General features: G+C 64.3%; 22 protein-coding genes and 1 pseudogene. 16 read left to right on the top strand and 7 right to left on the bottom strand.

Annotation, left to right across the window (positions count from 1 at the left end; all coding sequences use genetic code 11):
- Positions 1-540: IS3 family transposase (locus JC607_RS03785; protein ID WP_198835601.1), on the top strand; the 540-nt coding region annotated here is incomplete at its 5' end.
- Positions 541-575: 35 nt separating this feature from the next.
- Here the strand turns inward: JC607_RS03785 and JC607_RS03780 are convergent.
- Positions 576-695 (bottom strand): annotated as a pseudogene (locus JC607_RS03780) (transposase); the annotation flags it as partial.
- 187 nt (positions 696-882) lie between these two features.
- Between JC607_RS03780 and pgsA the strand changes: the two are divergent.
- The 3 genes from pgsA to JC607_RS03765 are packed head-to-tail and all read left to right on the top strand — an operon-like array spanning position 883 to position 2,249.
- Entirely contained in the window at positions 883-1,548 is a 666-nt protein-coding gene (gene pgsA / locus JC607_RS03775; RefSeq protein ID WP_198835600.1) for a CDP-diacylglycerol--glycerol-3-phosphate 3-phosphatidyltransferase, read from the top strand.
- Positions 1,545-1,793, top strand: coding sequence for a molybdopterin converting factor subunit 1 (gene moaD / locus JC607_RS03770; protein ID WP_198835599.1), 249 nt, complete (start codon positions 1,545-1,547; stop codon positions 1,791-1,793). The genes pgsA and moaD overlap by 4 nt, the downstream gene beginning before the upstream one ends.
- Before the next feature lie 3 nt (positions 1,794-1,796).
- Positions 1,797-2,249: a molybdenum cofactor biosynthesis protein MoaE gene (locus JC607_RS03765; protein WP_370584743.1), complete on the top strand. Its 453-nt coding sequence runs from the start codon at positions 1,797-1,799 to the stop codon at positions 2,247-2,249.
- Positions 2,250-2,268: 19 nt separating this feature from the next.
- On the opposite strand, the gene JC607_RS03760 is transcribed toward JC607_RS03765, so the two are convergent.
- Positions 2,269-3,279: a P1 family peptidase gene (locus JC607_RS03760; RefSeq protein WP_198835598.1), complete on the bottom strand. Its 1,011-nt coding sequence runs from the start codon at positions 3,277-3,279 to the stop codon at positions 2,269-2,271.
- A 307-nt stretch (positions 3,280-3,586) separates the two neighbouring features.
- On the opposite strand from JC607_RS03760, the gene JC607_RS03755 reads away from it, so the two are divergent.
- Positions 3,587-4,468 (top strand): L,D-transpeptidase, encoded by an 882-nt coding sequence (locus JC607_RS03755; protein WP_198835597.1) that lies wholly within the window; start codon positions 3,587-3,589, stop codon positions 4,466-4,468.
- Between the two features lie 159 nt (positions 4,469-4,627).
- Here JC607_RS03755 and JC607_RS03750 read toward each other — a convergent pair whose 3' ends face one another.
- Complete coding sequence (locus JC607_RS03750; protein WP_198835596.1) at positions 4,628-4,975, bottom strand: cupin domain-containing protein; 348 nt, start codon at positions 4,973-4,975, stop codon at positions 4,628-4,630.
- 217 nt (positions 4,976-5,192) lie between these two features.
- Here JC607_RS03750 and panB point away from each other — a divergent pair, with 217 nt between their 5' ends.
- Complete coding sequence (panB, locus tag JC607_RS03745; protein WP_198835595.1) at positions 5,193-6,032, top strand: 3-methyl-2-oxobutanoate hydroxymethyltransferase; 840 nt, start codon at positions 5,193-5,195, stop codon at positions 6,030-6,032.
- On the top strand, positions 6,029-6,868 hold the full coding sequence (gene panC / locus JC607_RS03740; RefSeq protein ID WP_198835594.1) for a pantoate--beta-alanine ligase: 840 nt from the start codon (positions 6,029-6,031) through the stop codon (positions 6,866-6,868). The genes panB and panC overlap by 4 nt, the downstream gene beginning before the upstream one ends.
- Before the next feature lie 195 nt (positions 6,869-7,063).
- Here the strand turns inward: panC and JC607_RS03735 are convergent, their stop codons facing one another.
- Positions 7,064-8,113 (bottom strand): substrate-binding domain-containing protein, encoded by a 1,050-nt coding sequence (locus tag JC607_RS03735; RefSeq protein ID WP_198835593.1) that lies wholly within the window; start codon positions 8,111-8,113, stop codon positions 7,064-7,066.
- Between the two features lie 287 nt (positions 8,114-8,400).
- Between JC607_RS03735 and JC607_RS03730 the strand changes: the two genes are divergently transcribed.
- The 7 genes from JC607_RS03730 (at position 8,401) to mdoH (ending at position 16,749) form a co-directional block, all read left to right on the top strand.
- Positions 8,401-8,640: a hypothetical protein gene (locus JC607_RS03730; RefSeq protein ID WP_198835592.1), complete on the top strand. Its 240-nt coding sequence runs from the start codon at positions 8,401-8,403 to the stop codon at positions 8,638-8,640.
- Between the two features lie 249 nt (positions 8,641-8,889).
- Positions 8,890-9,804 (top strand): LysR family transcriptional regulator, encoded by a 915-nt coding sequence (locus tag JC607_RS03725; protein WP_198835591.1) that lies wholly within the window; start codon positions 8,890-8,892, stop codon positions 9,802-9,804.
- Positions 9,805-9,936: 132 nt separating this feature from the next.
- Positions 9,937-10,311, top strand: coding sequence for a pore-forming ESAT-6 family protein (locus JC607_RS03720; RefSeq protein WP_092901435.1), 375 nt, complete (start codon positions 9,937-9,939; stop codon positions 10,309-10,311).
- A 120-nt stretch (positions 10,312-10,431) separates the two neighbouring features.
- Positions 10,432-11,856 carry a YdiU family protein gene (locus JC607_RS03715; RefSeq protein ID WP_198835590.1) on the top strand — a complete coding sequence of 475 codons (1,425 nt, stop codon included), beginning with the start codon at positions 10,432-10,434 and terminating at the stop codon, positions 11,854-11,856.
- A gap of 302 nt (positions 11,857-12,158) precedes the next feature.
- A complete protein-coding gene (locus JC607_RS03710) occupies positions 12,159-13,421 on the top strand; it encodes an OpgC domain-containing protein (RefSeq protein WP_198835589.1) in 1,263 nt (420 codons plus the stop codon).
- The gene (locus JC607_RS03705) at positions 13,418-15,019 is read left to right on the top strand and encodes a glucan biosynthesis protein (RefSeq protein WP_198835588.1); all 1,602 of its coding nucleotides are present in this window, start codon (positions 13,418-13,420) and stop codon (positions 15,017-15,019) included. The genes JC607_RS03710 and JC607_RS03705 overlap by 4 nt, the downstream gene beginning before the upstream one ends.
- 2 nt (positions 15,020-15,021) lie before the next feature.
- Positions 15,022-16,749 (top strand): glucans biosynthesis glucosyltransferase MdoH, encoded by a 1,728-nt coding sequence (gene mdoH / locus JC607_RS03700; RefSeq protein WP_198835587.1) that lies wholly within the window; start codon positions 15,022-15,024, stop codon positions 16,747-16,749.
- A 226-nt stretch (positions 16,750-16,975) separates the two neighbouring features.
- On the opposite strand, the gene JC607_RS03695 is transcribed toward mdoH, so the two are convergent.
- Positions 16,976-18,619, bottom strand: a complete 1,644-nt coding sequence (locus JC607_RS03695) for a CTP synthase (protein WP_198835586.1) — start codon at positions 18,617-18,619, stop codon at positions 16,976-16,978.
- Between the two features lie 151 nt (positions 18,620-18,770).
- Positions 18,771-19,238, bottom strand: coding sequence for a preprotein translocase subunit SecG (secG, locus tag JC607_RS03690; RefSeq protein ID WP_198835585.1), 468 nt, complete (start codon positions 19,236-19,238; stop codon positions 18,771-18,773).
- A 355-nt stretch (positions 19,239-19,593) separates the two neighbouring features.
- On the opposite strand from secG, the gene JC607_RS03685 reads away from it, so the two are divergent.
- Positions 19,594-20,595 carry a DMT family transporter gene (locus JC607_RS03685; RefSeq protein WP_255532294.1) on the top strand — a complete coding sequence of 334 codons (1,002 nt, stop codon included), beginning with the start codon at positions 19,594-19,596 and terminating at the stop codon, positions 20,593-20,595.
- On the opposite strand, the gene JC607_RS03680 is transcribed toward JC607_RS03685, so the two are convergent.
- The gene (locus JC607_RS03680) at positions 20,556-21,248 is read right to left on the bottom strand and encodes a thiamine diphosphokinase (RefSeq protein WP_198835584.1); all 693 of its coding nucleotides are present in this window, start codon (positions 21,246-21,248) and stop codon (positions 20,556-20,558) included. The two genes, JC607_RS03685 and JC607_RS03680, sit on opposite strands and share 40 nt — an antisense overlap.
- 135 nt (positions 21,249-21,383) lie before the next feature.
- Between JC607_RS03680 and JC607_RS03675 the strand changes: the two genes are divergently transcribed.
- Complete coding sequence (locus JC607_RS03675; RefSeq protein WP_198835583.1) at positions 21,384-24,419, top strand: hypothetical protein; 3,036 nt, start codon at positions 21,384-21,386, stop codon at positions 24,417-24,419.
- Positions 24,420-24,512 lie beyond the last annotated feature (93 nt).

Genomic DNA, 24,512 nt, shown 5'->3' with positions numbered 1-24,512 from the left:
GAGCACGCCTTCAACATCGCGCCGAACCTCTTGCAACAGGACTTTTCGGCGAGTGCCCCGAACCAGAAGTGGGGAGGCGATATCACCTACATCTGGACGCGTGAGGGTTGGGTTTATCTGGCCGTCATCATCGACCTGTTCTCGAGGCGCGTGATCGGGTGGGCCATCAGCAACCGGATAAAGCAGGATCTGGCGATCAGGGCGCTGAACATGGCTGTTGCCCTGCGACGACCGCCACCTGGCTGCATTCACCATACGGATCGCGGCGCGCAATACTGTGCCCATGACTATCAAAAGCGGCTGCGCCTGCATGATTTCACGGTGTCGATGAGCGGTAAGGGAAACTGCTATGATAATTCGGCGGTCGAAAGCTTCTTCAAGTCATTGAAAGCCGAACTGATCTGGCGCCGGGATTGGCACACCCGGCGTGATGTCGAGATCGCACTCTTCGAATACATCAACGGCTTTTATAACCCGCGACGCAAACACTCAGCCCTCGGCTGGAAATCACCCGTGGCCTTCGAGCAGAGGGCCGCCTAACATGAGCACCTGACCGGAACAGAACCGGGACAGGTCCAGAGCGAGTGCGTGCTCACCCCGAGCCGCTCAGAGACCTCCTTGGCCGGATAGCCCCGCTCCGTGATCTGCACTACCGCATCGCGCTTGAAATCGTCAGTGAAATTACCTGTGCCCATCATGGCCTCCTTGCCTCAAAGTTAGCGAAGAAGGCGTCCACGAAACATGGGGCTATTCAGGGAGATCTGGCCCGGGTGCGATAGCAGGCGGTCGACAGCGGTATAAAGGTCACCCGGTCGGCCCAGTACACAGTCAAATCCTTTGTCCCCCTTTCCAGAGGCGGCAGCCTCGGCTACGAATGGCGGCATGCGCTGGACGATCCCAAATACCCTCACTTTCATGCGGCTGCTCGCGGCTCCCGGCGTAGCTGTGTTGTTTCTCTATTTTCACAGGCCGTGGGCCGACTGGCTGGCGCTTGCGCTTTTCATCGGTGCGGCGGTGACCGACTATTTCGACGGCTACCTTGCGCGGTTGTGGAAACAGGAATCCAAATTCGGGGCCATGCTGGATCCGATTGCCGACAAGGCCATGGTGGTGATCGCGATCATGGTTCTGACTGGCTATAACGGCATGAACCCCTGGCTGATCCTGCCCGCCACCGTGATCCTCTTCCGTGAGGTTTTTGTCTCGGGGCTTCGCGAGTTTATCGGCGCGAAAGCCGGCACGCTGCGCGTGACACAGCTCGCCAAATGGAAAACCACCGCGCAAATGGTTGCGATTGCAGCGCTTTTCCTCGGGACCGGGCTCGATTATGTCAATGGGATCGCGGCGCGTGGCATGACGGTCGAGCAATATGTCGATGCGGTCCGCGCCGGTACGGCCGATCCGATCCGGGCCTGCGTCACACAAAACTGCGCCTCTTATGCCAATTCCATCGGCCTTGTGCTGATCTGGATCGCGGCGATCCTCACCGCCTTCACCGGTTGGGAATATTTCGCAAAATCAAGGCCATACCTGCGAGATGATCCATGATCGAGATCCTCTATTTCGCCTGGCTGCGCGAAAAGATCGGTCTGCCGCGCGAGAGGGTCGAGACCGGAGCGGCAACAGTTGCCGATCTAGTGCAGGAGCTCGCGCTGCGCGACGACGCCTATGCTCTGGCCTTCGCCGATCTGACCAGCCTGCGGGTGGCGCTTGATCAGGAACTGGCGGATTTTGACGCCCCGCTTGCGGGCGTGCGGGAAGTGGCTTTCTTCCCGCCAATGACCGGGGGCTGAGCCGTGACCGCGCCACTGATCCGGGTAGAGGCGGCGGCTTTTGACCAGGGGGCAGAGCTGAACCGCTTCGCTTCTGCCGCCGGTGCGGCCGGCGCGGTTGTCAGCTTTTCCGGCCTCGTGCGCGATGAGGGCGGTATCCTCGAAGCGCTTGAAATCGAACATTATCCTGCGATGACAGCCCTTGCGATCCAGGCCATTGCCGAAGAGGCCGCGCGCCGCTGGTCGCTCACTGCGACACTGGTGATCCACCGTTTCGGGCGGCTGGTTCCGGGCGAGGCGATCATGATGGTTGCCACCGCCGCCCGCCATCGTCGTGAGGCCTTCGAGGCGGCGGAGTTCCTGATGGATTATCTCAAATCGCGCGCGCCGTTCTGGAAAAAGGCCTTCACCGCCGGGGGCGCCGAATGGGTTGCCGCCAAAGCCAGCGACGAAGAGGCGCTTGGCCGCTGGGGCTGAACCGCCTTTCCTGACGGGGCTAGCCCTTCCGACCGAACCGTTCAGACCAGCAGGGTTGCAGATCGCCGCGCTCCGGGCGGGCGAGCCAGACCGCGCGGGCAATGGCGCGCGACAGGCAGACCGCCGCCGCATGGCCGATCTGGAACAGATCGGTCAGCGGGTCCTGCAAGTCCCGTGCACCGCTCGCGGCTGCAAAGACCAGATCTCCGTCGAGCAGCGTGTGCGAAGGGCAGATCGCCCGCGCCATGCCATCATGCGCGGCCACCGCGACCCGATGCGCCTCGGCCCTGGTCAAAGCGGCGTCGGTGGCGACAATCGCGATGGTGGTGGCCTCGCCCATCCGCTTCACCGGCAGGGGGGCTGCCGGCGCGGGCAGCGCCGGGGCCGGGCCGAGGCCGCCGAATTCGGCGCCCTCTTCGAACGGGGCGGCAAGAAACCAGGGGCCGTCACCCGCCGTCACCTGACCAAGCGCATTGACCGCGACCAGGGCCCCGACCGTGATCCCCGAGGGCAGCACCGCCGAGGCCGAGCCAAGCCCGCCCTTCAGTGTGCCGGTCATTGCCCCGGTGCCGGCACCGACGCTCCCGAGGCCGAAATCCACCGCCGCCGCCTCCAGCGCGGCGCGGCCAAGGGCGGGGTAGGGGCTGGTCACGGTCGCTTCGGGCCAGGCCTTATCACCGCCATTCAGCAGGTCGAAGAGGATGGCACCCGGCACGATCGGCACCCGCTGGTCGCCCACCGCATAGCCACGGCCCATCGCGCGCAGCCCCGCCATCACGCCGGAACAGGCATCAAGACCAAAGGCTGATCCGCCGGACAGCACCAGCGCGTCCACCCCGTTCACCAGCCGGTCGGGCGCCAGAAGATCGGTCTCGCGGCTGCCCGGGGCGCCACCCATCACATGTACCGCCGCCGTGAAGGGGCGGTCAGCCGTCAGGACGGTGACGCCTGATCGCAGGACCGGATCCGAGGCATTGCCGACCCGAAACCCCGCGACATCGGTGATCAGATTGCCTGGTCCTGGCCGCATCCGCCGCATCCCTTCCGCATCTTCTGCTCGACCCTGTTCAAGGCGCAGACTGCCCGCATTTCTGTCATTGATCCAGTGCCTGCGCCCGTATCTGCGCCCGCGCCGCAAGGTCCGGATCAGGCGAACCTGACCGAGGGGGATGCATGATTTGTTGCCTCAGTCGCAACACTTAACCTGTGCATTGGCTGCTCTGGCCCCTGAATCGACGCGCGCAGCCCTTCGGGACTTGACGTGGCGCGGAGGGCGTGGCGCATGGACTCTATGCGGGACGGCGGGGGCCGTCCTGAGTCGTTTTCACCACACCGGGATGATCTTCGTGATTTTCACACTGCCCCGCCTTGTTGCCGTGCTTGCCCTCTCCGCCCTTGCTGCCTGTGGCGCGAAACCGCAAATCGAACAGACGCCGGGCGTGGTCGCCGGCTACGAGGCCGTCGATGACGGCACCATCCATATTCCCGCCGTTCAGCCGAAATATCTGATGGAGGACCATCGCCGCGCCGAGGTCGCCTATAACGGTGATGACGCGCCCGGCTCGATCGTGGTCGATGTCTATTCGCGCAAGCTCTATTGGGTGATGCCTGACGGGCGCGCGGTGCGCTATGCCATCGCGGTGGGTCGCGAGGGCACCTCGTTCCGTGGCAATGGCTATATCGGGCGCAAGGCGGAATGGCCGTCCTGGACGCCGACCGCCAATATGATCCGCACCCGCCCCGATCTTTACGCGGAATATGCCGGTGGTCTGCCGGGCGGTCTTGAAAACCCGCTGGGCTCGCGCGCGCTTTACCTTTATCGCGGCGGCCGTGACACCATGTTCCGCATCCATGGCACCATCGACAATGCGTCGGTCGGGCTGGCGACCAGCGCGGGCTGCATCCGTCTTTACAACCAGGATGTGATGGATCTCTACACCCGCGCCGGCAATGGCACCCATGTCAAGGTCCGCAGCGAAGCCGAGAGTGTCGCGCTTGAGGGCCCCTATATGGATGACGCCTTTGGCCGTGCCGTGCCGGAGACCGAGGCGAATATCGCGAAGAAGGCGGCAGATGAGGCGGCCATCGTCAAAGCCGAGGCAGATGCCCGCGCCGCGGCTGAAAAGGCCGAGGCAAAGCGCCTGAAACAATGCAAGCGCAAGAAGATCGCGGCCGAGGATTGCCCGCGGCCAGAGGCTGAAACAGCCGCTGCGGGCTGAACCCGCCCAAGCCTCAACAGATGAAAACCGCGCCGGATCCTGGCGCGGTTTTTTCATGTGGAGGACCGTTTGCGGCTGTCATATTCGCGGTCAAAGTCCAGATCACCGCCCCTGATATATGGGCATTGACCGGGGCATTCCCGGAGCCTCAGGCGATGTTCAGGCGACGATCACATAGTCTTTCAGCGTGGTCTCGATCACCTCCCAGGTGCCGGCATAACCGGGGCGGATGATGAAACTGTCGCCCGCTTTCAGATGGGTTTCGGTGCCGTTCTGGTCGGTCACCACCGAATGACCCTCATGGATATAGACATATTCCCATTCGTCATAAGAGACCTTCCACTTGCCTTTGGTCGCCTGCCAGAGGCCGGAATAAAGCCCCTCCTTTTCCTCAAGGCTCCAGGTCGTATGGACCGGATCGCCCGCGATCACCTTTTCGGCCGAAGGGCGGTCGGTTTCGGGCGTGATGCCGTCACGGGTGACGCGCAGGATCAGGGGATGGGTCATCAATTGCTCCGTGGCTGAAAGGGGCTGTGCCGGGCATAAGCCCTGGCGCCGCCCGGTTTGGCCCATTGGCGCCGGGAGGCGCAGCGGCGTCAAGAGGGGGCCGCGGGAGGGGCGAAAGCCCAGGTGCTGCACTGCGGCGCTTAATTCTTGCACAAGTTGCAGCGCTATGCCCTTATGCCGCGCAATCTGTTAACGAAGCCCGGGACCTGCACCGCCGATGAGCGCCACTTCCTCCGCCAGGGCGGTTCTGCCGCCCGATATCAGGGCCATGAAAGGGGGGGCGCCGATCGTCACCCTCACCGCCTATACGACGCCGGTTGCGCGGCTGGTCGATCCGCATTGCGATGTGATCCTGGTGGGTGACAGCCTTGGTATGGTGATCCACGGACTGCCCTCGACCATCGGCGTGACGATGGAGATGATGATCCTGCATGGCCGCGCCGTGGTCCGGGGCGCGTCAAAGGCCATGGTGGTGATCGACATGCCCTTCGGGTCTTACGAGGAAAGCCCGGCCCAGGCGTTTCGCAATGCCAGCCGGCTGATGGCCGAGACCGGCGCGACCTCGGTCAAGCTGGAAGGCGGCGCGCATATGGCGGAAACGATTGCGTTTCTGACCGCGCGCGGCGTGCCGGTGATGGCGCATATCGGGCTGACGCCGCAATCGGTGAATACGCTGGGCGGCTATAAGGTCGTCGGGCGTGACGGTGAGGCTGAGAAGGTTATGGCCGATGCCCGGGCAACCGAGGCGGCGGGCGCCTATTCGGTGGTGCTGGAAAAGGTGCCCGCTGGGCTCGCAGCGCGGATCACCGGGGCACTCGTGATCCCGACCATCGGGATCGGCGCGGGTGTCGATTGTGACGGCCAGGTTCTGGTGGTCGATGATATGCTGGGGCTCTTTACCGAATTCCGCCCGAAATTCGTCAAGCGCTATGGCAATCTGGGCGAGGCTGCGGATCAGGCCATCGCGACCTATGCCGCCGAGGTGCGCGCGCGCGCCTTCCCTGGCCCTGATCATTCCTTTGCTGACACTATGCCAGGACCAAAAACCTCCAAATGACTGAAATCATTCATACTGTAGCCGAGCTGCGCCAATGTGTGCGGGCCTGGCGGGCGGCTGGCGATATGACCGGCGTGGTGCCAACGATGGGCGCTTTGCATGAGGGTCATCTGTCGCTTGCGCGGCGCGCGCGGCTGGAATGCGAGCGCGTGATCACCACGATCTTCGTGAACCCGCGCCAGTTCAACAATCCTGACGATCTGAGCCGCTATCCCCGCACGCTGGACTCCGATGCGACGCTTTTGAAATCGGTGCCGGTGGATGTGGTTTTCGCGCCGGATGTCGATGAGGTCTATCCCGATGGCTTCATCACCACGGTCTCGGTCGGTGGCGTGTCAGAACCGCTTGAGGGTCGTATGCGCCCGGGCCATTTCGACGGGGTCGCGACAGTGGTGACCAAGCTTCTTGGCATGACCGAGGCGCAGCGCGGCTATTTCGGCCAGAAGGACTGGCAGCAGTTACAGGTGGTGACGCGGCTGGTGGCCGATCTCAACCTGCCGGTGCAGATCGTCGGCTGCGAGACGGTGCGCGAAACGGATGGCCTCGCCATGTCCTCACGCAACCGCCAGCTGACCGGGGCGGGCCGCAGCATCGCGCCGGTGCTTTATGCCGCAATCAGCCGCGCCGCCGATGAGATCCGTGACGGTCAGAGCGACCGCATGGCGATCCGCGAGGCGGCGGAAACCATGCGAAATGCCGGTTTCGAGCGGGTGGAATATATCGAGCTGCGCGATGCTGCCACGCTGATGCCCTCGGATGACCCGAAACGCCCGCGCCGGATGCTCGCCGCCGCCTGGCTGGACGGGGTGCGCCTGATCGACAATATCCCGGTGTGACTGCGGCCGGATGCCTCCGGCGGGAGTATTTAAGTCAAGAGGAAATGCCAGCTTCCTCTTGATCAAAATACTCCGGGGGAGGCGGCCGCAGGTCGCCTGGGGGCAGCGCCCCCTGCGCCACGAGCCAATGGAGAAGGCGCCCGGATTTCTCCGGACGCCTTTCCTTTTTCGTGAAGTCACCAGTCCCGGCAGGGATCAGTTCAGCGGGCCCATCGGGGTTTCCGCTTCGACCATTGCCTGGGTCGCGGCAAGTTCCGGATCGGAAACGAGGCCGTAAGCGGCGAGCGGGCCATCGGGGCCAGCCACTTCATCCGAGACGAAGAACTGGACGAATTCCTTCAGGCCCGGCACCACGCCGAAATGGGCTTTCTTGACATAGATATAGAGCGGGCGCGAGATCGGGTATTCGCCGGCCGCGATGGTTTCCACCGAAGGCACGATACCGCCGATGGTGGCGACGCGCAGCTTATCGGTGTTGTTCTGGTAGAAGCTCAGGCCGAAGACGCCGATGGCGTTCTTATCGGCGTCGATGCGGGCGAGGGTCTCGGTATAGTCGCCGTCGATATCGACCGAAACGCCATCGGTGCGCAGGGCATGGCAGCCCGAAACAGCGGCTTTTTTCTTCGCATCGTCGTCGCCTTCGGCAGCGGCGAGGAACAGGTCATAGGCGCCGGTGGCCTTGCAGCCGACTTCCAGAACTTTCACGTCAAACACTTCGCGGGTGCCATGCTTGGTGCCCGGGATCATGGCGAGGATGTTTTGGGCCGGGAAATCGGCCTTCACATCGGCCCAGGCTTTGTTCGGGTTGGCAACCAGAGCGCCGTCTTTGACGACCTGAGCGGCGAGCGCATTGTACCAGTCAGCCGGCTCGAAAGCGAATTCCGGGCCGTCCACAGCCGAAGCGAAGACGATGCCGTCATAGCCGATGCGGACTTCGAGGATCTCGGCCACACCGTTTTTGGCGCAGAGGTCGATATCCGATTGCGAGATGCGCGAGGACGAATTCGCAATGTCGATGGTGTTTTCGCCAACGCCTTCGCAGAGTTTCTTGCGCCCGCCGCCCGAACCGCCACCTTCCACAACCGGGGTCGGGTGGTCGAAATTCTCACCGAAAGCCTCGGCCACGATCGTGGCATAGGGCAGAACGGTGGACGAGCCCGACAGCTGGATCTGGTCGCGCGCAGAGGCGGCCGAGGCCGCGGCAGCCATCGCAAGGGCGGAGACGGCGAGTTTCACGGTGTTCATGGATCACTCCTGATGTGCAGACCGGCGAGTCGGCCTTCGCCAGCCGGAATATGCGGGTTCGGTAACGGCAATCCTGCATTTGTGTAACAAAAGCATGACGATTTCGGTCTCCCGGCCCGCAGATACCGAGGGCACGCAGGGCCAGGACAGCTTCTGCGCTGCGGCATTGATCAGCATAGATGAACACAGATGTCGAAAAAGCGGGCCTGATGTTAGCGGATACGCAGGTCTATATCCCTCTCATCCGACGCAGAACAGCGTCACGAAAAAACCGAAAGGACAATAAAATGAAACGCTTCGCTACCATCGCCACCGCTGCAGCCCTCATCGCCGCTTCGAGCCAGTTCGCCCTGGCTGCTCTGCCGGCTCCGGAAATCACCCGCGCTGCTCCGGAAATCGTCGAAGTGCCGGCGGCCCAGATCAAATCCAGCAAAGAGATGCATCAGCTGGGTCTGGAACGCTCGACCCCGGTTGAAGTGACCAAAATCCCGGCTGGTCCGCGCGACACCAGCAAAGGCCGTGGCTGAGCCCGGTTCCGGGCGCAAAGCGGCCGGATGGCGAAAGGGGCAGCTGCACCAGCAGCTGCCCCTTTCTTAAATAAGAGGGCGGCAAAGGGCCGGTATCCGCGCCGCGCATGATCTGACGTCTTTAAACAGTAACATTGATGTGAAATTCGCGCTCTGCCGCACAGATGTGACGCGTGGTCTCCGGTTGTCGGAAGGCCCCGGCATGCCTAAGTCCTGCACATATAAATCACCGGAAACCGGGTACGTGTTATGGATACGGCAGTTCTGCGCACTTATGTTCATATTATCGAAGAGGGCAGCTTTGCGGGGGCTGCCAGGCGGATGGGGGTCTCGCGCAGCCTTGTCAGCAAATATGTCTCGGATCTGGAGGCGCGGCTTGGGGCGCAGCTCCTGACCCGGTCAACCCGCTCGCTCAGCCCGACGGAGCTGGGGCGTTCTTATTTCGAACAGGTACGCGAAATCCTGCAACATCTGGATGACGCCGATGATTCCGTCCGTCAGGGCGTCGGAATGGTGGCGGGCAAGCTGCGGATCGGCGCGCCGGTCACGTTCACGCTTCAGGTTCTGAACCCGCATGTGATGCGCTTCATGGAAGCCTATCCCGATGTGCGGCTGGATCTTTCGCTTGATGATGGCTGTGTTGATCCGGTTGCAGCGGGGTTTGATGCCACCATCCGGGTGGGGGTGCTGGATGACAGCAGCATGCGGGCCCGGCATCTGTGCCAGGTCGATACGGTGCTGGTCGCCTCACCGGATTATCTTGCCGAACATGGCACGCCGACAGATCCCGCCGATCTGAGCGAACATCGCATTCTCTATTACACCAATACGAAAAGTGCCGGCACCTGGCCGTTCCGTCGCGGCAATGAGGTGATCCATCAGAAGGTGACGCCGGCATTCTCGACCAATAACGGCGATATGATCCGCACGGCGGCGCTGGACGGGCAGGGGGTCGCGCTGACGGTCGGCTTTCAGGTCGCGGCGGATCTGGCAGCGGGGCGGCTGGTGCCGATCCTGACGCATTACGGCCTGCCGGAACTGCCGGTGAGTGTGATCTGGCCCAGCTCGCGCAATATGGGGGCGGCGCTCCGGGCCTTTGTCGATTTCCTTGGTCAAAGCGATTTCCACACCCGTCGGGTCGTCTCTCCGGAATTGGTCAAGTAGCGAAATCCCGCCGTTTCATCTTGAATTTCAGCAGGTTCTTGCCTTGCCGCGGCCGCCGCGCGATGAGAACTTGCTCTTTGCGTGGCGGCCCTGTTTTGTGCCGCAGCAATGATCCCAATTGTGGAGTTTGATATGCGTAAGTCTCTGGTCCTGTCTTCGGCTGCTCTGGTGGCTTCTCTTTTTGCCGCGCCGCTGATGGCGCAAACGATGGATGACGCCGTGGCTGCGGCGCGCAATCAGCTTGGTTTGCTGGAATACTGCCAGGCCGAGGGTCACACCGATGGCGCGGCCGTCGAGGCTCAGACCAAGATGATGGCGCTGCTGCCGGCAGCGACCGATGCCACCAAAGGCGACGAAGCCTATGCCAAAGGCAAAGAGGGCAAGCTCTCGGTCGGCGGCGTCGAGCAGGATCTGGCGGCGGCGGAAGCCCAGGGCAGCAGCATTGCCGATATGTGCAAGCAGATGGCGGATGCTGTCGTTGCGGCTTCGGCCCAGATGGGCGGCTGATCGCCCCGACTGGTCAGGGATCGTGACCCGGTCCCGGCGTGTCAAAGGCCCCCTCAGGGGGCCTTTTTCATTGCCCGCCAAACCCCTATCTTTTGTACTGGATTTTAAGGGGACCGTGCGATGCAGCTTCACCACAGCTATCTGACCGAGCTTCCGGGCACATTCCTGCGTCATATGCCGGATGTGGCGCCGTCGCCTGCCCTGATCGTGCTGAATGACTCACTTGCAAGGTCCCTGGGTCTGGAACTGACTGAGTTGCGGGACGAGGGCGCGGCATGGTTTTCAGGGGGCACGGTGCCGGAAGGCGCGGATCCTGCGGCGCTGGCCTATGCCGGGCATCAGTTCGGCGGCTTTTCTCCGGCTCTGGGCGACGGGCGGGCGCATCTTCTGGGCGAGATCCGGGGGCCGGACGGGCGGCTTTGGGATTTGCAGCTGAAAGGCTCGGGCCGCACCCCGTTTTCGCGTGGCGCGGATGGCAAGGCAGCCCTTGGGCCAATGCTGCGCGAATATCTGATTTCCGAGGCGATGGCGGCGCTTGGCGTGCCCACGACCAGGGCGCTGGCGGTGACAACCACGGGCGAGCGCATCGCGCGCGATGGCGCGCTCTTGCCCGGCGCGGTTCTGGCGCGGGTGGCGGCAAGCCATATAAGGGTCGGCACTTTCCAGTATTTCGCCGCGCGTGGTGACAACGAGAGGCTGCGCGCGCTCGCCGATTACGCGATCCGCCGCCATTATCCGGAAATCCCCGACACGCCAGAGCGTTACCTCGCGTTCTTTGATCAGGTTTGCGCCCGCCAGGCCGCGCTGATCGCCGAATGGATGGGGCTTGGCTTCATCCATGGCGTGATGAATACCGACAATATGGCGATCTCGGGCGAGACCATCGACTATGGCCCCTGTGCGTTCATGGAGGCCTTTGCCCCCGGCACGGTGTTTTCCTCGATCGACCGCCAGGGCCGCTATGCCTGGGCCAATCAGCCGCTGATCCTTGCCTGGAATCTCGCGCGGCTGGCGGAATGCCTGCTTCCGCTGATCGCCGGGGATGAGGCGGCGGGGGTAGAGCTGCTGAACACCCGGCTTGAAGGGATCGCGGGGCTTTACCGGCGCGAATGGCTGCGGGTGATGCGGCGCAAACTGGCGCTTTCGGGCGAGGATGACGCGGATGGCGCGCTGATCGACGATCTGCTGACCGCGATGACCGGTGCGGACTGGACCCTGACCTTCCGCCGCCTTGCCACCCTGGTTGAGGGCGATCCGGTGCCGCTGAAAGCGCTGTTCGGGGATTTCACGAAGATGGAGGCCTGGCTGCCACGCTGGCAGGCGCGGCTTGCGCCCGGGGCGGCGGCGCAGCTGCGGGCCGCCAATCCGGCGGTGATCCCGCGCAATCACCGGGTCGAAGAGGCGCTCGCGGCGGCGACCGAGGGCGACCTCGCGCCCTTCCGTTCGCTGCTGGCTGCGGTGCAAAACCCGTGGGAAGAGGCGGAATATTACATGCTGCCCGCGCCGCAGGGTTTTGGGCGATATGTGACTTTTTGCGGTACCTGACCCGGGAAACGGTTCCATCACATCTTTTTTGCAGAGGCAGCAACCGCCCCATCGGCGGAAAGCTGCACAAAGACGTGCCCCGGGGTCGTGGTTTCCCGCACGAACCGGTGTTTTCAAACACTTATCAGTTGAAGGAAATGTGTCGCGGCAGTATCGAATCGCCCGATGATCCCAATGCTGCAAGTGCGAAATACTCGATTCGCGCCCTGAGGCAAAAGGATCGCCCAGCAAGACGGGAACCGGCAGTCAGGACGTCCTGACCCGCAAGGCCCGCCAGCCAGCACAGGGTGCAGAGGCGAGACGTGAGCGACAAACCAGTGACCGCCAGAGCTGACGGCGGTGAGCGGCGTGAACGCGACATAAGGCTGGATTTTTTCCGCGGCCTCGCGATGATCGTCATCCTCATCGCCCATATCACCGATAACCCCTGGACCCTCTGGATGCCGGGCCGGTTCGGATTCTCGGATTCGACCGAGATATTCGTTTTCTGCTCGGGCATGGCCTCGGCGCTGGCTTATGGCGTGATCTTTCACCGCGCCGGCTGGCTGATCGGGACAGGGCGTATCTTTTACCGCATCTGGCAGGTCTATTGGGTTCATATCGGCGTCTTCCTCGTCGCCGTTTTCGCGATGCTGTCCCTGAATATGTCGGGGATCTTTCCCCGCGATGAGGTCGGCTCGCTGAACCTCTACCCCTTCCTGAAAAACACCGCGTCGAATTTCTTCGGGTTGATGACGCTGACCTATGTGCCGAATTATTTCGACATTCTGCCGATGTATATGGTGTTGCTCGCGCTGGTTCCGGTGATGGTCGCGCTGGCAAAGATCGATCCGCGCCTGGCGCTGGCGGCCTCGGTCGTGCTTTGGCTTTGCGGCACCACGGGCAGCCTCTGGCTGCCGGCGGAATGGTGGTTCGTGAACAATTCGACCCGGCCCTGGTTCTTCAACCCCTTCGCCTGGCAGCTGGTCTTTTTTACCGGTTTCGCACTGATGTCGGGCTGGATCCCGGCGCCCCCTCTGCGGCGTGAGCTGGTGGTGCTGGCGCTGGCCATCGTGATCCTGACCGTGCCCTTCGCCTGGCATGTGGTGATCGGCAAATCCACGATCCTGCAGGACTGGCGCAATGAATGGCGCCTGCTTTACGACAAGACCGGCTTTGGCCTGTTGCGCTATGTGCATTTCCTGGCGCTGGCCTATCTCGCCTGGGCGCTGGCGGGCGAAAAGGGCGCAAGGCTGCGCGGCCTTGCCGCCGACTGGCCGCGCCTTGTTGGCCTGGTCACCGATATCGGGCGGCAATCGCTGGCGGTTTTCGCGGTTTCGATGGTGCTGGCGCGGGTGCTGGGTGCCTTTCTCTATCTTTTCGGACCGGGCGTGATCGTGACCCCGGCCATCAATTTCACCGGCCTCCTGCTGATCTGGCTGACGGCGCGTATCGCCGCCTGGTTCAAGGGGCAGGGCTGGAAACGTCATATGAGCGCTGTTGCCGCACCTGATCCGGTGCCGGCCCCGGCGCCGAGTATACATGAGGCCGGCCGCGTCGTGCCGTCTCAGGGAGCCAAGGCATGACCAGGACCGTTTCCGATTTCCTCACTTCGGCCGCGCTGAACCGGCGTGGGGCGCTTGGCCTCGTGCTGGCCATGGCGGCGGCCGGCGTGCTGCCGCGGGCAGGGCGGGCCGAAGAGCTGCCCGAGGGCGGGATTGTCACCCCCGAAGGCGTGAAGCTCGGCGCGGCCGAGCCCTTTGCCGATGGTATGGTCGAGGCGCTGGCCCGCGCCATGGCCGAACAGCCCTATGCGCCCCCGACCGAGATTTCACCGGAATGGAAGGGCCTGACCTATGACCAGATCCGTGAGATCTGGTTCGATGGCAAACATGCGCTTTACGGTGCGACCGACAGCCCGGTCCGGGCGGAAATGTTCGTGGCCGGCCTCTATCAGCATTTCCCGGTCGAGATTTTCGCCGTCGCCCGGGGCGAGGCGCGCGCGATCCTGTTCGATTACGACCTCTTTGTCCGCACCGACCGTTTCCCCGAACTGCCCGAGACCGGCACCGGGTTTTCGGGCTTCCGCCTGACGGGCGAGATCGAGACCAGGGGCACCTTCCAGGAATATGCCGTCTTTCAGGGCGCGACCTATTTCCGCGCGGTGGCCAAAGGCCAGCAATACGGGCTTTCGGCGCGTGGTTTTGCGCTGAACACCGCGGCGCCGGATCAGCCCGAGGAATTTCCGCAGTTCCGCCGCTTCTGGATCGAAGAGGGCAAGCTGCATGACGAAGAGGCGGTGGTCTGGGCGCTGATGGACAGCCCGTCTTTGACCGGCGCTTACCGTTTCGCGATCCGCAAGGGCGATGTGACCACGATGGATATCGAGGCCGTTGTCTTCCCGCGCGTCACGCTGACGGCGACGGGTCTGGCGGCGGGGACGTCGATGTTCCTGTTCAATGATATGAACCGGATCGCCTTTGATGATTTCCGCGAAGGCGTGCATGACAGCGACGGGCTGCTGGTCGCGACCGGCTTGGGCGATCTGCTCTGGCGCCCGCTCAACAACCCGAAATCGGTGGAGACCTCCTGGTTCAGCGATGAGAACCCGCGCGGGTTTGGCCTGATGCAGCGCGCGCGTGATCCGGGCAGTTATAATGACTTTGCCGCGCATTATGAGCGCCGGCCCTCCTTGTGGGTCGAACCCAAAGGCGACTGGGGCAAGGGCTCGGTCGTGCTGGTCGAGATCCCGGCGGATAAGGAAATCTATGACAATATCGTCGCCTTCTGGCGCCCCGAGGCGCCGATGGAGGCCGGATCGGAAAACCGTTTCGCCTATCGCCTTTACTGGGCCGATGGCGCGCCGCCGGTCGATGGCGAAAAAGCGCGTGTGATTGCGTCCCGTCAGGGCGACCGGGTCTTCGAGGCGGGCCGTATGTTCGCGATTGATTATGAGGCGCATCCGGCGCTCGGCTCTGATCCGGGCGCGCTGGAGGCGCGGGTCACGGCCTCGGCCGGAGACGTGACCGGCACGCTGATCCACAGGAATGAGGCGACCGGCGGAATGCGGGTCGATGTGACGCTGATCCTGCCGGAGGACAAACCGGTGGAACTGCGGGTAGAGCTGTGGCGCGGTGGCGTGACCATGGTTGGTGAAGTCTGGCTTTATCGTTGGGTGGCCTGAACATGTCTCGTGCCTTTCGTCCGCAATATGGCTTCCGCCCGGTCACGCTGCCGGCGCCGTTGTCGATGCCTGACCAGCTGCTCGACCGGCCCTCGCATGACCCGGCCTCGCGCGCCGGCGGGCCGATCCGCAGCCATTCGCGGCTGGCCCGTGCCGCTGTGCTGCTGGTGCCGCCGCCCTTTGCGATTGGCTTTGGCTATATGACCGGCACGGTGCTGGCGGCGGATGGCATCTTTGCGCCGGCCGATCTGCTGCTGGCGGCTCTGTCGGGCTTTGCCGTGTTCTGGATGGCGATGTCGGTCGTATCGTCTTTCTTTGGCCTGTTCTGGCGCGCGCCGGCAAAGGCCAATGCGGCGGCCCCTGGCCTTCGGATCGCGATCCTTTTGCCGATGTATGGCGAGGATCCGGAAGCGACGCTGGCGCCGTCGGTGGCGCTGCTGGACAGCCTGCGGGCGCCGGGCCATGCGCATCGCTTTTCGCTGCATGTGCTGTCGGATACCCGCAACGGGCGGGCGGCGCTGGACGAGGCGGCTATGGTCGCGAAACTGACCGCGAGCCGCCCGGATCTGGCGATCACCTATCGCCACCGGCTGAAGAATACCGATTATAAACAAGGGAATGTGCGGGACTGGATCACCCGTCAGGGCGCGGCCTATGATGCAGCGCTGATCCTTGATGCGGATTCGGTGATGGGGCGCGAGACGGTGCTGACGCTGGCGGACACGCTGGTCGCCGATCCCGGCTGCGCGCTGGCGCAGAGCCTGCCGATCACCGGCGCGGGCGAAAGCCGCTGGCAGCGTATGCAGAGCTTCGCGAGCCGGGTTTACGGCGGCCCGCATGGTCGTGGCTTTGCGATCTGGACCGGGTCTGACGGCAATTTCCTCGGCCATAATGCGATGGTGCGGATGAAGGCTTTTGCCACCAATTGCGGCTTGCCGCATCTGCCGGGTCCGCGCCCGATGGGGGGCGTGATCCAGAGCCATGACTTTGTCGAAGCGGCTTTGCTGCGCCGGGCCGGCTGGGGCGTGCGGATCATCCCCGAAGCCGCCGACAGCCATGAAGAGGCGCCGTCGAACCTGCTGGCCCATATCAAGCGGGATGCGCGCTGGTGCCAGGGCAATCTGCAACATATGCGGCTCTTGAAAGTGCCGGGGCTGCACTGGGTCTCGCGGCTGCATTTCCTCTCGGGCGCGATGGCCTATATCGGTTCGGTGCTGCTTTTGGTGATGCTGGTCCTCTGGGCAATGGCGGATCAGGGGCGGACGGGGCAGACAACGGATCAGCTGGAGATCTGGCTGGCAGGCACGGTGATCTTCCTTCTGTTTGCGCCGCGGGCCTTCGGGGTGCTGGATTATTTGCGCCGGGTGGGCGTGGCAAAGGGGCGGCGGCTCGGCTTCGTGAAGCTCTTGCTGATCGAGACGGTGGTGGCGGTGCTGTCGGCACCGGTGATGATGCTGCACCATGCGAAGATCATCTTCCGGGCGCTGACCGGGGCAGATACCGGCTGGCCGCAGCATATGTCGGGGCGGATCCCCCTGAAGGCGCTGCTGAAATTCCATGCCGGGGAGACCGGGCTTGGCGTGCTGCTGAGCGGGATGATCGCGCTTGGCATCCTGAGCGTCTGGTTCCTGCCGGTGGCGGTGGGGCTGTTGTTGGCGGTGCCGGTTTCAGCCTGGGTCTCGGGGCCTGCGGGCAATCTGGCGGTGGTGCCGCTGACCTCTGAGCGCTGACCCCCGGAAAGGGGGAAGCTGCGGTCGGAGCCAGGATTGAGACAATGAAAAAGGGCGGCCCGGTCGGGCCGCCCTTTTGCTTTTGGCTGGCCGGGGAGGGGGCACTGCCCCCGTCCGCGCCTTTGGCGCGGACTCCCCCGGGATATTTAAGGACAGAAAATGCGCTCTGGGATCAGTGGGCCGGGATCAGAGGGCTGGAATCTGGGGCCGGGATCTGGGGATCGGATCAGACCAGGCGGCCGCTGTCTTTCGCGGCGCGGACGAAATCGGCAAAGAGCGGATGCGGCGAGAAGGGTTTCGATTTCAGCTCGGGGTGGAACTGGACCCCGATGAACCAGGGATGGCCTTTGATCTCGACGATTTCCGGAAGTTTGCCATCGGGCGACATGCCCGAGAAGGTCAGGCCGCAGGCTTCAAGCTGCTCGCGGTACTGGATATCGACCTCGTAGCGGTGGCGGTGGCGTTCCTCGATCATGGTGCCGCCATAGACTTCGGCGACGCGCGACCCCTCTTTCAGCTGTGCGGTATAGGCCCCCAGACGCATAGTGCCGCCTTTGTCGTCGGACGCTTTGCGGCGGACCTTGTGATTGCCCTGCACCCATTCCTTCAGGTGATAGACCACCGGGACAAAGCGTTTCCCGCCCGCCTCATGGTCGAATTCTTCCGAGCCGGCGCCTTCGATCCCGGCGAGGTGGCGGGCGGATTCGATCACCGCCATCTGCATGCCAAGGCAGATACCGAGATAGGGCACGCCTTTTTCGCGGGCGAATTGCGCGGCGCGGATCTTGCCTTCGGTGCCGCGTTCGCCAAAGCCGCCTGGGACGAGGATGGCGTCATAGCCATCGAGCCAGGCGGCCGGATCTTCTTTCTCGAACAGGGTCGAGTCGATCCATTCCGCCCGCACCCGCACCCGGTTCGCCATGCCGCCATGGGTCAGTGCCTCGGCAATCGACTTATAGGCGTCTTCAAGCTGGGTATATTTGCCGACCACCGCGACGCGGACCTCGCCCTCGGCATGGTCGAGCCGGTCCATCACATCTTCCCACCGCTCCAGATTGGGGCGGGGTGCGGGCGAAATTTCAAAGCAATCCAGCACCGCCTGATCGAGGCCGGCGCGATGGTATGCCAGCGGCGCCTCATAGATCGATTTCAAATCATAGGCGGGGACCACATGTTCCTGGCGCACATTGCAAAAGAGCGCGATCTTTTCCCGCTCGCGGTCCGGGATCGGATGTTCCGAGCGGCACACGAGCACATCTGGCGCGAGGCCGATCGATTGCAGTTCCTTGACGGAATGCTGGGTCGGTTTGGTCTTCAGCTCGCCCGATGCCGCCAGATAGGGCAGGAGGGTGAGATGCATCAGGATGCATTCGCCACGCGGGCGTTCATGGATGAACTGGCGGATGGCTTCAAAAAAGGGCAGCCCTTCGATATCGCCGACCGTGCCGCCGATCTCGCAAAGCATGAAGTCGACCTCATCTTCGCCGATGCGGAGGAAGTCTTTGATCTCATTCGTCACATGCGGGATGACCTGGATCGTCTTGCCGAGGTAATCGCCGCGACGTTCCTTTTCGAGCACGTTGGAATAGATCCGCCCCGAAGAGATCGAATCCGTCATCCGCGCCGAGACGCCGGTGAAGCGCTCATAATGGCCAAGGTCAAGATCGGTCTCGGCGCCGTCATCGGTCACGAAGACTTCGCCATGTTCAAAGGGCGACATCGTGCCGGGGTCGACATTCAGATAGGGGTCAAGCTTGCGCAGGCGCACCGTATAGCCCCGGGCCTGCAACAGCGCGCCCAGAGCCGCAGACGCGAGACCTTTCCCGAGTGACGATACAACGCCACCGGTGATGAAGACATAACGCGCCATTGGGGACTCCCGTAGTTCTGGAAACAGGCGATTCGGACAGGTGGAATCGCATCACCACGGGAGTCGGCAAATAGCCTGATGCGCGTCAGAACGCAACCGCCTGCCGCAAGATCATGTTTGCGGCAGGCGAAACCCGTCAATGGATTGTAGATCAGTTGGCCGGTTGGGCCGGTGTGGTTTCGGGGGCCGCTTCAGGCGCCGCTTCGGCCGGAGTGGTTTCCGCAGGGGCAGGCGCGGAAGGTGCAGGCGCGGCAGGAGGAGCGGCGGGATCCGCAGCAGCAGGCGGTGCTGCCGGATCGGTGCTGCCCGAGGCCGGAGGCGGCATCATGCCCGAGATGTCCGGATTGCTGCTGTTGGTCTGCGCGGCCGGGGGCATCAGCCCGTCAACCACCGAGCCGGTGCTTGCCCCGCGCGTGGCCAGCACGGTCAACGCCAGCGAGGTCACGATGAAGGCGCCCGCAAGGATCCAGGTCACGCGGGTAAGGGCATTGGGCTTGGCGCGCGCCTGCATATTGCCACCGCCGGACAGCAGGGCGGAGCCTTCGCTCTTCTGGACCAGCACCACTCCGATCAGCAGCAAGGCAAGGATCAGGTGGATCGTAAGGACAAAGGTTTCCATCGGGCAGAGGCTCCATCAGCGGATGCGGCTATCTATTCACAAGATCGCGCCTGCGCAAGGGCAAGGCGGTCCTGCGGGTGGCAAAGGCTTCGGGAACCGGGGGCGCGGTCCGAGGTCCGGGCCCCGTCGGGGCGGAGCCGCCGGGGGCGGTCTGACCGCGCAGCGGCCCGGCCACATTCCGGGCCTCGCCCGGCGCAAGGCAGGGTTGAGGCGCGCGGCGCCCGCCCCGCGCCCGCGTCGTCATATCGCGTGTTCCTATCCGGAGGTCTTCGCGGGCGGTCTTTGCTGTGAAAACGGGCAGCGTGCTGTCGCTTTCAGCATGGCAGCGACCGGCGGGGCAGGATAGCCAGGACCTATGACCCAGGCCCTTTCCCCCTCTCGCCCGACCGGCGCCCGTGCCGCCTCAGCCGGTGCACGCGCCACCGACCGCATCCTGCCGGGCATTATCCTTATGCTGGCCTTTTGTACGCTGGCGCCGCTGCTGGATGTCTCGTCCAAGCTTGCGGCGGAGGCGGGCATGCCGGTCGGCTGGATCACGGCGGCACGGTTCATTGTCCAGGGGCTGATGATGGCGCCGGTGATCCTCTTGATGGGGATCTCGCCTGCGCTGAACCTGCGTGCGCTTGGCCTTGTGTTCCTGCGCGCTTTCCTCCTGGTCTTTTCGACCTTTTCCTTTGTCTCGGGCCTGACGGTGATGCCGATCGCCGATGCCCTTGCCGTCGCTTTTCTCGAACCCTTTATCCTGCTGCTCCTCGGCCGCTGGATCTTTGGCGACGAGGTCGGGCCGCGCCGGATCGCCGCCTGTATCGTCGGCTTTGCGGGGTCGCTTCTGATCATCCAGCCCTCGATCACCGTTTTCGGGCTGATGGCGCTCTGGCCGCTCGGGACGGCCTTTGGCTTCGCGCTCTATATGCTGGTCACGCGCGGCATGTCGTCTTTCATGCATCCGGTTGCGATGCAGTTCCACACCAGCTGGGCGGGGGTGGTGCTCTGCCTTCCGGTTCTCGCGGTGCTGTGGAACGGCCCCCTGCCGCAATTCGCCTTTGTCATGCCCGGGGGGATTACATGGCTCTGGCTGATCGGCGTCGGCTTCTGGGCCTGCATCAGCCATATGTGCATGACCATGGCGCTGAGCTTTGCGCCCTCGGCCACGCTGGGGCCGCTGCATTACTTCGAGATCGTGATCGCGGTGATTCTGGGCTACCTCGTTTTCCACGATCTGCCGAATGCGCTGAGTTTCGCAGGCATCGCCATCATCATCGCCTCGGGCCTTTATCTCGTGCATCGTGAGCGGGTGGCGATCCGCGAGCGGGCGCGTCAGACCGCCGCCGCCGGGCAAAGCGCCCGGATCACCTGACGCAGCCTTCGGCGCGGCAGAATTGCCACCATGCCCGGCTGATCGGGCCTGAGCACCACATCCGCAACGGAGGCACGGTTCGAGGTGGCGATAAAGCCGTCGGGCTGAAAGACATGGCCATCCAGCGGCCATTCCAGCCCCTCACTTCTGCCCGTCACGCGCGCGAAGGGGAACAGGGACACCCGGTCCCCGGCCTTCAGCCGCAGCCGTGTCTCGCCCCGGGGCAGCGCAAAGGCCACATCCTGCGGGCCAAGCACCAGGCAGGGGCGCCCGGGATGGCGCACGAGGCTGTTGAGGACGGCCAGCCCGTGATCCATCCTCGCCCCGGTAAAGCCCAGCCCGAGGATGAAAGGCGCCGCAATCCGCCGCAGCGCCTTGTCGAAATCGGTGCTGTCCTGTTCCGCAATCCGGTGCAGCCGGCCGGAAGGGATCTGCGCCAGTGCTGCGGGCGAGATCGAATCAAGGTCGCCGATCACCGCTTCGGGGGCGATTCCCGCCGCCATCAGCCGGTCGGCACCGCCATCTGCCGCAATTGCGACCGGCGCCAGCCGCAGCGCCAGTGCCAGGTCGCGCGCCGGCACCGGGCCGCCGCCCACCAGCGTAATCCCAGCGGAGAAGTGAAGGTTCGGGCATTGATCAAGAGGCAATTTCATGCGGATACTGTTCGAATTAAGGCAAAACCCGGGGCGGGCGAACACAATCAATCCTTCAAATTACCCCGGTCTGTCCATGGATTCGAACAAAGCGCCAGCAATGTTTCCGTGATGGAAAGTATGAGGTCCGCGTCGATGAATGATGCCAGCAAGATCCTGACTGTCTCTTATGGGACCTTTAGCTGCACGCTCGAGGGCTTTGATGAGCCCTTTACCACGATGCGGGCGATTGCCGAATATTTCCGCGATCTCGCCGCCGAGGATCGCTATTTCGGTGCGGAACCGCCGCAGCCCGATGCCGCCATGCTGCACCGGATAGCCGAACGCGAGATCCAGCGCCGGGTCGAGGCGAAGATCACCGATAACAGAGTGGTGCTGCGCGCCGGCGACCAGGAGGAGGCCGTTCCCGCCGGGGATGCGCCTGCGCCGCTGACGGCTGCGCCTGTTGCCGCCGCGACTGTTGTGCAGGCCCCGGTCGCCCGGGGGGAAAAGAGCCTCCCGGCTGCGGTGCTTAGGCCGGTGGTGGAAGAGGTTACTGAAGAGCCTGCAAAAGCGGCTCCGGCAGAGACACCCGCGCCCGCCACGGCTGGAGACCGCACGGCTGGCGACCGCAAGGCTGCGCGCGACTCCGTGATGCGCGCCACGCCCGAGAACCCCGCACTGATGGCAGAAGATCCGGCACAGGTTGCACCGGCCCAGGCGGCGAAAACGCGGCGTGACGATCCGGTGGGCAATGCTGCGCCTGCGCTTCGTGATACGGTCCCGGAAGGGGTGGCCGCAAAACTCGCCCGTCTGCGTCGCGCCATCGAGCCGGCCTCGCGCGTTGAAGAAGCTGCGGCGGCACCACTGGCAGCTGCGGCGGCGGCTTTTGCCGATATCGCTGAAGACCCTGATCTCGCAGAGCCCGACCTGGTTGCGCCCGACCTGGAGGAAGCTGCCGCATTTGTGCCAGGCATGGGCAAGCCGGAATTTGGCAGAGATGAGGATTTCGAGCCTGAGCTGGGCGATCTCTCAGACGATGCCACTCTCGCGGCGATCGATGAAGACCTGCGCGCAGCCTTTACCGAGGTAAGCGATACGAGCGAAACGCCGGCGGCGCCGGAAGCGGGCGAGGTCGGCCTGACCTCGTCGGCTGAGGCCATGGGTGAAAGCCCTGAGGACGATCTTGCGCAGGCTCCCCTTGCGACCCCGCCCCGTGCGGAGGGCACCAGTGCTGCCGCTCTGGCCGAGCTGCGGGAACTGGCCGCGGAACTGACCGGCGCGCCCGCCGCAGGGCAGGGTGTGGCCACTCACATCGCCTCTGCTGTGGCGGAGGAGGCTGTGGCGGAGACCGCTGCGGCTGATGTCGACATCGGCAGCCTGATTGCCAGCCTCTCGCGCGAAGCATCGCCCGAAGAGGCCGCCTCGGCCGCTGCGGCAGAGGCTCAGGCAGAAGCTGATGCAGGAGAGGCCGCGCAGAAGGCCAGGGCGAAAGCCGCCGGGATCCCGGGCGATGCCTTTGCCGATGACCCTGAATATGACGAAAACGAAACGGCCTGGGAGGCCGCGCTGGAAGAGACCCTGCCAGGGGTTGGTGCGGCAATGGCCGCGGCTACGGCGGAGGATCTTTCGTCCGCAGACGTGATTGCCGGGCTGGACCAGGATCTGCGCGCCGAGCTGGCACAAATCGAAAGCGAGCTTGGTTCGCCCCCTGGCGAAGACCCGGACGAGGCCGCGCGCAGCGATGCGCCCGACGCGTCGGTTCGCGATGTGGCGAAGGATGCGGATCACGGGTGGCGCGATGCGTCGGAAAGCCGGGTCGGGGCCGATGATCTCCCGACACAGTCCGCTGGCGACGCCGCCCTGGACACAGAGGTTGCCCGTTCCGAATTGGAACAACCGGTGGCGGCGGATGTCTCTGATGCGCCCACAGGCCTGGATACGGAAGCCCGCCCCGGTGCCGGTCTGCCCGCAGATGACGCCGCAAGCCCCGCGCCGGAGGCTCAGCCGCTTGAACCCGCCGCCGCTGCCCGGCTGGAGCGCGCCCGTGCCCGGGTGATCCGGATCCGCCGTGTCGATGCTGTTGCGACCAGCCCCGAGGCTGCGACTCCCGGCACCGAAGCCGCCGCCTCGCAGGCCCCGCCGGCTGCGGCGGAGTTCACCGGCCCGGCTGAAACCCCGTCTGAACCCACGTCTGCGGCCCCTGAAGCCGTCCCCCCGCGGTCGGACGAGGATCTCGCCCGGCTGATGAAACAGGCCGATGATGAAATGGCCGGGCCGGAAAACAAGCGCCGCATCGCCTCGATCCAGCATCTGAAGGCGGCTGTGGCGGCTGCCATCGCGGATCGCCGCGCCGGCGTGACGCCGGCAGATCCCGGCAAGCGCGAAGGCGCTTATCGCGACGACCTCGCGCAATCGGTGACCCAGTCGATCACCCCGCCCATGCCGCATGCGCCGCGCCCGGTGCGTCCGGTCCGGCCGGCGCGCCCGATGCGTGAGGGCGGCGAGACCACCCCGGCCACGGTCTCAGCTGCCGGCGTGGCACCGGACACCGGTGCTGTGGCCCAGTCGCAGCCACAGACACCGCCCGCCGCCGCCCGCCCGGCGCCGCTGGTGCTGGTCTCGGAACAGCGGATTGATCAGTCGAAGCGCAGCGATCTGCGCGAGACCGGCCCGCGCCCGCATCTGGTGCATGGCTCTGCCGCAGTGGCGACGCCACTTGGCAGTTTTGAGGCCGAGCAGGAAGAGGCGACAACCGCGCCCGGGGCGACACAGGAAATCCGGGAGGTTGTCAGCCCTTCCGATGCCGATGCCGCAGATCTGGCTCTGGATGATCTGGCCGCAGAAGATGGCGCAGAAGATGATGACCTGGCCGATGACGGCAATATCTTCGCGACCAACGGCGCGTTCGCGGCCTTTACCGAAGAGGTTGGCGCCCGCAGCTTGCCCGATCTGATGGAAGCTGCCGCCGCCTGGGCCGCCTGTGTCGACATGCGCGAATATTTCACCCGTCCCTATCTCATGAGCCGGGTCATTGCGGGCGAGCTGGGGGAGATCTTCACCCGCGAGGAAGGTTTGCGCGCCTTCGGAACCCTCCTGCGCGAGGGCCGTCTGGTGAAGCAGCGCCGTGGCCAATATGCCATTGCTGAAACCTCGGCGATCCTTGCGGAAGCGCGCCGCAGTCTCGGCTGACCGGATCCGGGACCCGACCCGCGACCCGACCCGGGGCTGGCGCCCGGCCCTGTCGTGAGGCCAATGACATTCGATGAAAGGCTGGTGCCGCAG

Origin of the sequence: Paracoccus sp. IB05 (assembly GCF_016405985.1) — a bacterium.
Classification (GTDB): domain Bacteria; phylum Pseudomonadota; class Alphaproteobacteria; order Rhodobacterales; family Rhodobacteraceae; genus Pseudogemmobacter.
Note: the sequence above shows the minus strand (reverse complement) of the source record. Positions and strands in the feature narration are given on the sequence as shown.

Coding starts and splice junctions, on each gene's coding strand:
- pgsA (WP_198835600.1), top strand. CDS start 883: ATGCGCTGGACGATCCCAAATACCCTCACTTTCATGCGGCTGCTCGCG.
- moaD (WP_198835599.1), top strand. CDS start 1,545: ATGATCGAGATCCTCTATTTCGCCTGGCTGCGCGAAAAGATCGGTCTG.
- JC607_RS03760 (WP_198835598.1), bottom strand. CDS start 3,279: ATGCGGCCAGGACCAGGCAATCTGATCACCGATGTCGCGGGGTTTCGG.
- JC607_RS03755 (WP_198835597.1), top strand. CDS start 3,587: ATGATCTTCGTGATTTTCACACTGCCCCGCCTTGTTGCCGTGCTTGCC.
- JC607_RS03750 (WP_198835596.1), bottom strand. CDS start 4,975: ATGACCCATCCCCTGATCCTGCGCGTCACCCGTGACGGCATCACGCCC.
- panB (WP_198835595.1), top strand. CDS start 5,193: ATGAGCGCCACTTCCTCCGCCAGGGCGGTTCTGCCGCCCGATATCAGG.
- panC (WP_198835594.1), top strand. CDS start 6,029: ATGACTGAAATCATTCATACTGTAGCCGAGCTGCGCCAATGTGTGCGG.
- JC607_RS03735 (WP_198835593.1), bottom strand. CDS start 8,113: ATGAACACCGTGAAACTCGCCGTCTCCGCCCTTGCGATGGCTGCCGCG.
- JC607_RS03730 (WP_198835592.1), top strand. CDS start 8,401: ATGAAACGCTTCGCTACCATCGCCACCGCTGCAGCCCTCATCGCCGCT.
- JC607_RS03725 (WP_198835591.1), top strand. CDS start 8,890: ATGGATACGGCAGTTCTGCGCACTTATGTTCATATTATCGAAGAGGGC.
- JC607_RS03720 (WP_092901435.1), top strand. CDS start 9,937: ATGCGTAAGTCTCTGGTCCTGTCTTCGGCTGCTCTGGTGGCTTCTCTT.
- JC607_RS03715 (WP_198835590.1), top strand. CDS start 10,432: ATGCAGCTTCACCACAGCTATCTGACCGAGCTTCCGGGCACATTCCTG.
- JC607_RS03705 (WP_198835588.1), top strand. CDS start 13,418: ATGACCAGGACCGTTTCCGATTTCCTCACTTCGGCCGCGCTGAACCGG.
- mdoH (WP_198835587.1), top strand. CDS start 15,022: ATGTCTCGTGCCTTTCGTCCGCAATATGGCTTCCGCCCGGTCACGCTG.
- JC607_RS03695 (WP_198835586.1), bottom strand. CDS start 18,619: ATGGCGCGTTATGTCTTCATCACCGGTGGCGTTGTATCGTCACTCGGG.
- secG (WP_198835585.1), bottom strand. CDS start 19,238: ATGGAAACCTTTGTCCTTACGATCCACCTGATCCTTGCCTTGCTGCTG.
- JC607_RS03685 (WP_255532294.1), top strand. CDS start 19,594: ATGACCCAGGCCCTTTCCCCCTCTCGCCCGACCGGCGCCCGTGCCGCC.
- JC607_RS03680 (WP_198835584.1), bottom strand. CDS start 21,248: ATGAAATTGCCTCTTGATCAATGCCCGAACCTTCACTTCTCCGCTGGG.
- JC607_RS03675 (WP_198835583.1), top strand. CDS start 21,384: ATGAATGATGCCAGCAAGATCCTGACTGTCTCTTATGGGACCTTTAGC.